A 6942-nucleotide genomic window follows, 5' to 3' on the forward strand; every position below is an offset into this window, starting at 1 on the left:
CCTCAGGGTGTCATTAAAAACGAGTGATGTGAAGTTTCGGTGGTCACATCAGGCGAGCAGGGCCGCGACCACCACGAGCACCGGCACCGACAGCACGGTCGTGGCGAGCACCGTGTCGCGAGCCACGACCACACCCGTCTGGTAGCGCTGGGCGTAGTTGAAGACGTTCTGGGCCGACGGCAGTCCGGCGAGCACGACCGCGACGAACAACTCGTCGCGGCCGAAGTCGAACACGAACGCGCCGAGCAGCCAGGCGGTGACGGGCATCACGACGAGCTTCAGCACGACGGCGACCACGATGTCGGCACGCCCCTGACCGGCCTGGAACGGCTTCGACCCGTACAGGGACATGCCGAACGACAGCAGGACGACGGGGACCGCGGCCCCGCCCACCAGCTCGAAGGGCTCGCGGACGGCCTGCGGGATCTCGAGGCCGGTGACCGCGACGACGACGCCGAGGGCGGACCCGATCAGCAGGGGGTTCGTGAACGGGCGCGCGATCGTCCGGCCGATGCTGCTGCCGCGGTTCGTCACGGTGTCCATGACGGCGAGCACGATCGGCGTGAGCACGAGCAGCTGGTAGAGCAGCACCGGAGCGACGAAGGTGGCGCTGCCCAGCACGTAGGTGGCGACCGGCAGGCCGATGTTGTTGGCGTTGACGTACGCGCCGCCCATCGTGCCGATGGCCGTCTCGGCGGCGCTGCGTCTGAGGACGAGCTTGAGCACCACGACCGAGAGGACGGCCGCGACGAGCGACGCGATGGCCGACACCACCAGGAGGCGCGAGAACAGCACGTGGACGTCGGCCTGCGAGATGGTGGAGAACAGCAGGCAGGGCGTCAGGACGAAGAAGACCAGGCGCGAGAGCACCCGGTGGCCGGACTCCCCGAGCAGATCGATGCGACCGACGACGTACCCGGTCACGATGATCACACCGATGATCGCGAACCCGATCAGCACTCCACCCATGGGTCCATCCTGTCGCACGCCCGGGGCCCTGCCCAGCTCGCCCGAACGGTGCCCGCGGCGCGACCCACGCCTCCTCGGCCCGTCGTCGACCTCCGCGGCGGTCGGCGGTCGGGCAGAATCGACGGGTGACGCGCCTCCACGATCCCTCGGTCCACACGTTCGCCAGCGACAACTACGCCGGGGCCCATCCCGAGGTGCTGCAGGCGATCGTCGACGCCGCCGGCGGCCATGTCGGCTCGTACGGCGCCGATCCCTACACGCAGCGCCTCTCCGAGGTCGTCGTCGAGACCTTCGGCGAGGGGGCGGCGATCGACCCCGTCCTGACCGGCACAGGTGCGAACGTCGCCGCGTTGCAGGCCCTGACGCCGCGCTGGGCCGCCGTGATCTGCGCGACGACCGCCCACGTCTACACCGACGAGGGCGGGGCGCCCGAGCGCCTCGGCGGCATCAAGCTGCTGACCGTGCCGACGCCCGACGGCAAGCTGACTCCCGAGCTGATCGACCGGCAGGCCTACGGCTGGGGCGACCAGCAGCGTCCTCAGCCCCTCGCGGTGACGATCACGCAGAGCACCGAGCTCGGCACGGTCTACTCACCCGACGAGATCCGGGCCGTGACCGACCACGCGCACTCGCTCGGCATGCGCGTCCACCTCGACGGCGCCCGCCTCGCCAATGCCGCGGCATCGCTCGGCGTCCCGCTCCGCGCGATCACGCGCGACGCCGGCGTCGACTCGGTGTCGTTCGGAGGCACGAAGAACGGCCTCGTGTTGGGCGAGTCGGTCGTGACCTTCTCCGAGGAGGCGCGGGCCGGCCTGGTCTACCTGCGCAAGATGGACGCGCAGCTGGCCTCGAAGATGCGCTTCGTCTCGGCGCAGTTCCTGGCGATGCTCGACGGCGACCTCTGGCTGCGGTCGGCGACCCGGGCCAACGCGATGGCCGCTCGCCTCGCCGACGGGCTCGCGACACTGCCGGGCGTCACCGTCACACAGGCCGTCGACGCCAACGCCGTGTTCGTCGTGCTGCCCCGCGAGGCCGTGGAGCCCTTGCGGGCCGCGCACCACTTCTACGACTGGAACCGGGCCACCGGCGAGGTGCGGTTGATGTGCTCGTTCGACACCACCGAGGCCCACGTCGACCGGTTCGTCGAGGACGCCCGAGCGCTCGTCGGCTGAGGCCGGGGTCGCTCAGGCCGGGGTCGCTCAGGCTCGGGCAGCCTCGACGAACGCGCGGATCAGCTCGACGCTCTTCACGCCGCGCGACGACTCGACGCCCGAGCTCACGTCGACCCCGACGGCACCGTGAGGCCGGAGTTCGGCCAGCAGCCCGGCGACGTTGTCCGGGGTGAGCCCCCCGGCCAACAACCACGCCCGGGCAGGAGGCGCGGACAGCAGCGGCCCGACGTCGAAGGTGGCGCCGGCGCCGGGGTCGATCGCGTCGAGCAGCAGGGCGTCCTCGCGGAACGCGACCCGCGCCTCCTCGGGTTCGGCCGCGTAGGCGGCGGCGCTGACGGCGCGGATCACGCGGAAGCCCTCGGCGTGGACGGCGGCGACGTCGGCCGGGGTCTCGTCGCCGTGCAGCTGGACGGTCGACACCGAGGAGGCGCGGGCGAGATCGAGCACCGTGCCGATGCCCTGGCCACGGAAGACGCCGACCGTCTCGACGCCCTCCGGCACGCGAGCCGCCAACTCGCGTGCGCTCTCGGGGTCGATCGTGCGCGGACTGCCTGCCGCGAACACGAACCCCACGGCATCGGCCCCGGCCTCGACGGCCGCGTCGACCGTCTCGGGGGTGGACAGGCCGCAGATCTTCACCCAGGTGCGCATGGTTCCAGTCTGCCGGGATCAGGCGGGCAGGTCGTCCAGGTCGTCGGGCGTGGGCTCGCCGACGTCGTACCGCACCACCGTCAACCCCTCGCCTCCGTCGGCCACGTCGACCCGCACCGTGTCGCCGTCGGCGATCTCGCCTCCGAGCAGCGCCATGGCGAGCTTGTCGTCGATCTGCCGCTGCATCAAACGGCGCAGGGGACGGGCGCCGTAGATCGGGTCGTAGCCGCGGTCGGCGAGCCAGGCCCGCGCGTCGGGGGTGACGGCGAGCGAGAGGCGGCGGTCGGTGAGCCGTCGGCCGAGGCGGTCGACGTAGAGCGAGACGATCTGGCCGAGGTCGTCGGTGCTGAGGGTCGAGAACACGACGATGTCGTCGAGTCGGTTGACGAACTCGGGCTTGAACGCCTGACGCACGAGGCCCTGCACGAGTTCTTCCTTCTCGGGGTCGCTGAGGGACGGGTCGGTGATGACCTGCGAGCCGAGGTTCGAGGTCAGCACGAGGATCGTGTTGCGGAAGTCGACGGTGCGCCCCTGTCCGTCCGTCAGCCGACCGTCGTCGAGTACCTGCAGCAGGACGTCGAAGACCTCGGGGTGGGCCTTCTCGACCTCGTCCATCAGCACGACGCTGTACGGGCGACGACGCACCGCCTCGGTCAGCTGGCCACCGGCCTCGTAACCCACGTACCCGGGAGGCGCGCCCACGAGCCGGGACACGCTGTGCTTCTCGCCGTACTCGCTCATGTCGATGCGGACGAGCGCCTTCTCGTCGTCGAAGAGGAAGTCGGCGAGGGCCTTGGCGAGCTCGGTCTTGCCCACCCCGGTCGGGCCGAGGAAGAGGAACGAGCCGGTCGGGCGGTCGGGGTCGCTGATGCCCGCGCGAGTGCGCCGGACCGCCTCGCTGACGGCCTGGACGGCCGCCTTCTGACCGATGAGGCGCCTCCCGAGCTCGCTCTCGAGGTGCAGCAGCTTCTCGGTCTCGCCGCTGAGCAGCCGACCGACGGGGATGCCGGTCCAGGCGGCGACGACCTCGGCGATGTCGGCGTCGGTCACCGAGTCGCTGACCAGCCGGTCGCCGGACTTCTCGAACGACTCGGCGTCGGCGAGGCGCTTCTCGATATCGGGGATGCGTTCGTAGCTGATGCGGGCGGCGTCTTCGTAACGGCCTTCGCGCAGGGCGCGGTCGGCGTCGATGCGGGCGTCGTTGAGATCGCTGCGCAACGTGCCGACGCCCTGCAGGGCGGCCTTCTCGGCCTGCCACCGGGCGTTCAGGTCGTCGTAGGCGGCCTGCTGCTGGGCGATGGTCTCGCGCAGGGCGGCGAGGCGCACCTGCGAGGCGTCGTCCGTCTCCTTCTTGAGGGCGAGCTCCTCGATCTGGAGGCGCACCAGGCCCCGGTAGAGCTGGTCCAGTTCGACGGGCGACGAGTCGATCTCCATCTTGAGGCGGGAGCCCGCCTCGTCGACGAGGTCGATCGCCTTGTCGGGCAGCTGACGGCTGGGGATGTAGCGGTTCGACAAGGAGGCGGCGGCCACCAGGGCGCCGTCGGTGATCGTGACCCCGTGGTGCGCCTCGTACCGTTCTTTGAGCCCGCGGAGGATGGCCACCGTGTCTTCGACGCTGGGCTCGCCGACGTAGACCTGCTGGAAGCGGCGCTCGAGGGCCGCGTCCTTCTCGATGTACTGGCGGTACTCGTCGAGGGTGGTGGCGCCGATGAGGCGCAGCTCGCCGCGGGCGAGCATCGGCTTGAGCATGTTCGAGGCGGCGACCGAGCCCTCGCCCCCGCCGGCACCCATGAGGGTGTGCAGCTCGTCGATGAAGGTGATGACCTGGCCGTCGCTCTTGGTGATCTCTTTCAGCACGTCCTTGAGGCGCTCTTCGAACTCTCCGCGGTACTTGGCCCCGGCGACGAGGGCGGCGAGGTCGAGGCTGATCAGGCGTTTGTCTTTCAAGCTGTCGGCGACGTCCCCCTCGACGATGCGCTGGGCGAGGCCCTCGACGACGGCGGTCTTGCCGACGCCGGGCTCGCCGATCAGGACGGGGTTGTTCTTGGTGCGGCGGGTGAGCACCTGGCTGATGCGCCGGATCTCGGCGTCGCGGCCGATGACGGGGTCGAGTTTGCCACTACGGGCGATGGCGGTGAGGTCGACGCCGTACTTCTCGAGGGCCGTCTTCTGCTTCTCGGTGGAGGCCGGAGCGCCCTGCATGTTCGCCATGGATGTGCCTTTCTCGAAACTTGAGTGGTACTGGCTCAAGTTTACGCCGACACGCCCGGATCGCAAGCCCTCGCGGTCGTCATGTTGTGCATGCCTTGTTTTGTGTCTAACATTTCACTATCTGTTCGCCTGGCGGCACATCGAGCTGCCCAGACATGAAAGAACACCTCTCTCACATGAAGAAAACTCTCAAGCGGACCGGCGCGATCGGGCTGGCCGCAGCCACGATCGTGACCGGCCTCAGCTTCGGCCCCGCAGCCGCAACGGCATCGAGCCCGTCGGATGCTTCCACCACGGCCCTGCCCGAGCCGGGATCCTCCGCCAAGGTCGTCTCGCCAGTGGGCAACGGCAAGTACTACGGCGGCCTGCCCTCGTCGCCGACACACATCCAGCAATACGCCACGAAGGCCGCCGCTGACGCTGCCTCCGCCGGACTCCGAATCGACTCGACGGGCGAAGGTTGGTTCCGCGCAGTCGTCCGGGACGGGTCAGCCACCGGCGAGTGCCTCAGCATCTTCCCCATGACCGGGGGCGACACACTTCACACCAAGTCCTGCAGCGGCACGAACACGGAGTGGAGCCTGGACGCGCAGGGCCGGATGGTGAACCGCCAGAGTGGCCAGTACGTCACGAACACCGTCCGCTATGTCGACGCGTACAAGCGTTCCTACTTCGCCATGGGGAGCAGTGGCCCCGCTGCGGAGTTCGAAGGCATCGAAGCCGGCCTGTCCGCGAAGGTGGACTCAACGGACATCCCGAATCGGACCGCTGGCATCTCGGGATGGGCTGTTCCCGGCTCGTACGTCGTGATCAATGGTGAGGACCAGGTCCAGGCCGGTACCGACGGCAAGTGGTCCTACGAACTCACCGAGCTGAAGCTCGGGTCGAACCCGGTCACCCTCGAGCAGTACGAGGGCACCGTCAAGACCGGCGAGACCACCCTCGACGCCGAACTGAAGGTCGCCCCCGTGACCGGTGTGGCGTCGTTCCCGGCCGACCACGGCCAGAACGCCGTGCTCTCCGGCACCGCGCAGCCCGGCGCGACGATCGTGATCCGCGACGTGAACGGCGACGAGATCGCCCGCACCGAGGCCCGCCTGGGCTCGGGCACGTGGTCGACCCCGATCACCGCCCCGAACGCCGGCGGCGACTACGACGTCCGCGTCCACCAAGAGATCGACGACGAGGCCACCGGCGAGATCATCGTCGCCGTCGCCTACGGCGCCGCGGTCGTGATCACCGCACCGGTCGAGGGCATGGCCCACGACGGTGGCCCGGTGACCCTGCGCGGCACCGGCGAGGTCGGCGCACAGATCGCCGTCCGCGAACAGGGCCGCAGCACCGTCCTCGGCACCGCCCAGGTCCTCGCCAACGGCCAGTGGACCGTTCGCACCGCGAACGTCGACGACCGCAAGCACGTCCTCGAGGCCACCCAGTCCGGCAAGGGCAACAACACCACCGCCTCCACGGTCACGCTGAACCCCGAGAACGACACCGCCGCACCGGCAGACCTCACCCTCACCAGCCACGAGGACGGCGACACCTTCGCCCAGCCCGGGACCACCACCCTGAGCGGAAAAGCGACGCCGAAGGCCACCGTCACCGCGTACTGGTTCGGCAAGGACTACGCCCAGTACGCCACGACCGTCGTCGCCAACGACGAGGGTGACTACGCGATCTCGCGCAACATGGGCGGAACCCAGCCCTACAACATCACCCTGACCCAGACCGCTCAGGCAGGCAAGGTCAACGAGGTCACCGTGCGCCTGGTGCCCGCCGGAGTCGGCCCTGTCGACCTCACCGTCGGCAGCCACCAGGACGGCGACGCCTTCGCCCCCACCGGTCAGACCACGATCAGCGGCAAGGCGTCCTCCGGCGCCACCGTCACGTTCTACTGGTTCGGCAAGGACTACCCCCAGTACGCCACGACCACCGTCGC

General features: G+C 69.7%; 5 protein-coding genes. 2 read left to right on the forward strand and 3 right to left on the reverse strand.

Features of this window, described 5'->3' with window-relative positions; translation table 11 throughout:
- Positions 1-48: 48 nt before the first annotated feature.
- Entirely contained in the window at positions 49-969 is a 921-nt protein-coding gene (locus ASE87_RS14410) for an AEC family transporter (RefSeq protein WP_043597380.1), read from the reverse strand.
- Positions 970-1094: 125 nt separating this feature from the next.
- Here ASE87_RS14410 and ASE87_RS14415 point away from each other — a divergent pair, with 125 nt between their 5' ends.
- Entirely contained in the window at positions 1095-2141 is a 1047-nt protein-coding gene (locus ASE87_RS14415; RefSeq protein ID WP_056229817.1) for a low specificity L-threonine aldolase, read from the forward strand.
- Positions 2142-2168: 27 nt separating this feature from the next.
- Here ASE87_RS14415 and ASE87_RS14420 read toward each other — a convergent pair whose 3' ends face one another.
- Complete coding sequence (locus ASE87_RS14420) at positions 2169-2792, reverse strand: phosphoribosylanthranilate isomerase (protein WP_056229820.1); 624 nt, start codon at positions 2790-2792, stop codon at positions 2169-2171.
- Between the two features lie 18 nt (positions 2793-2810).
- Entirely contained in the window at positions 2811-5003 is a 2193-nt protein-coding gene (locus ASE87_RS14425; protein ID WP_082452696.1) for an ATP-dependent Clp protease ATP-binding subunit, read from the reverse strand.
- Between the two features lie 176 nt (positions 5004-5179).
- Between ASE87_RS14425 and ASE87_RS14430 the strand changes: the two genes are divergently transcribed.
- A partial coding sequence (locus tag ASE87_RS14430; protein WP_162235893.1) for an Ig-like domain-containing protein occupies positions 5180-6942 on the forward strand: 1763 nt, incomplete at its 3' end.

Origin of the sequence: Frigoribacterium sp. Leaf44 (assembly GCF_001421865.1) — a bacterium.
In the GTDB taxonomy this organism is placed as follows: Bacteria; Actinomycetota; Actinomycetes; order Actinomycetales; family Microbacteriaceae; genus Frigoribacterium.

What these genes read in the sequence shown, in the direction of transcription:
- ASE87_RS14410 (WP_043597380.1), bottom strand. Translation starts at nt 969, where the DNA reads ATGGGTGGAGTGCTGATCGGGTTCGCGATCATCGGTGTGATCATCGTG.
- ASE87_RS14420 (WP_056229820.1), bottom strand. Translation starts at nt 2,792, where the DNA reads ATGCGCACCTGGGTGAAGATCTGCGGCCTGTCCACCCCCGAGACGGTC.
- ASE87_RS14425 (WP_082452696.1), bottom strand. Translation starts at nt 5,003, where the DNA reads ATGGCGAACATGCAGGGCGCTCCGGCCTCCACCGAGAAGCAGAAGACG.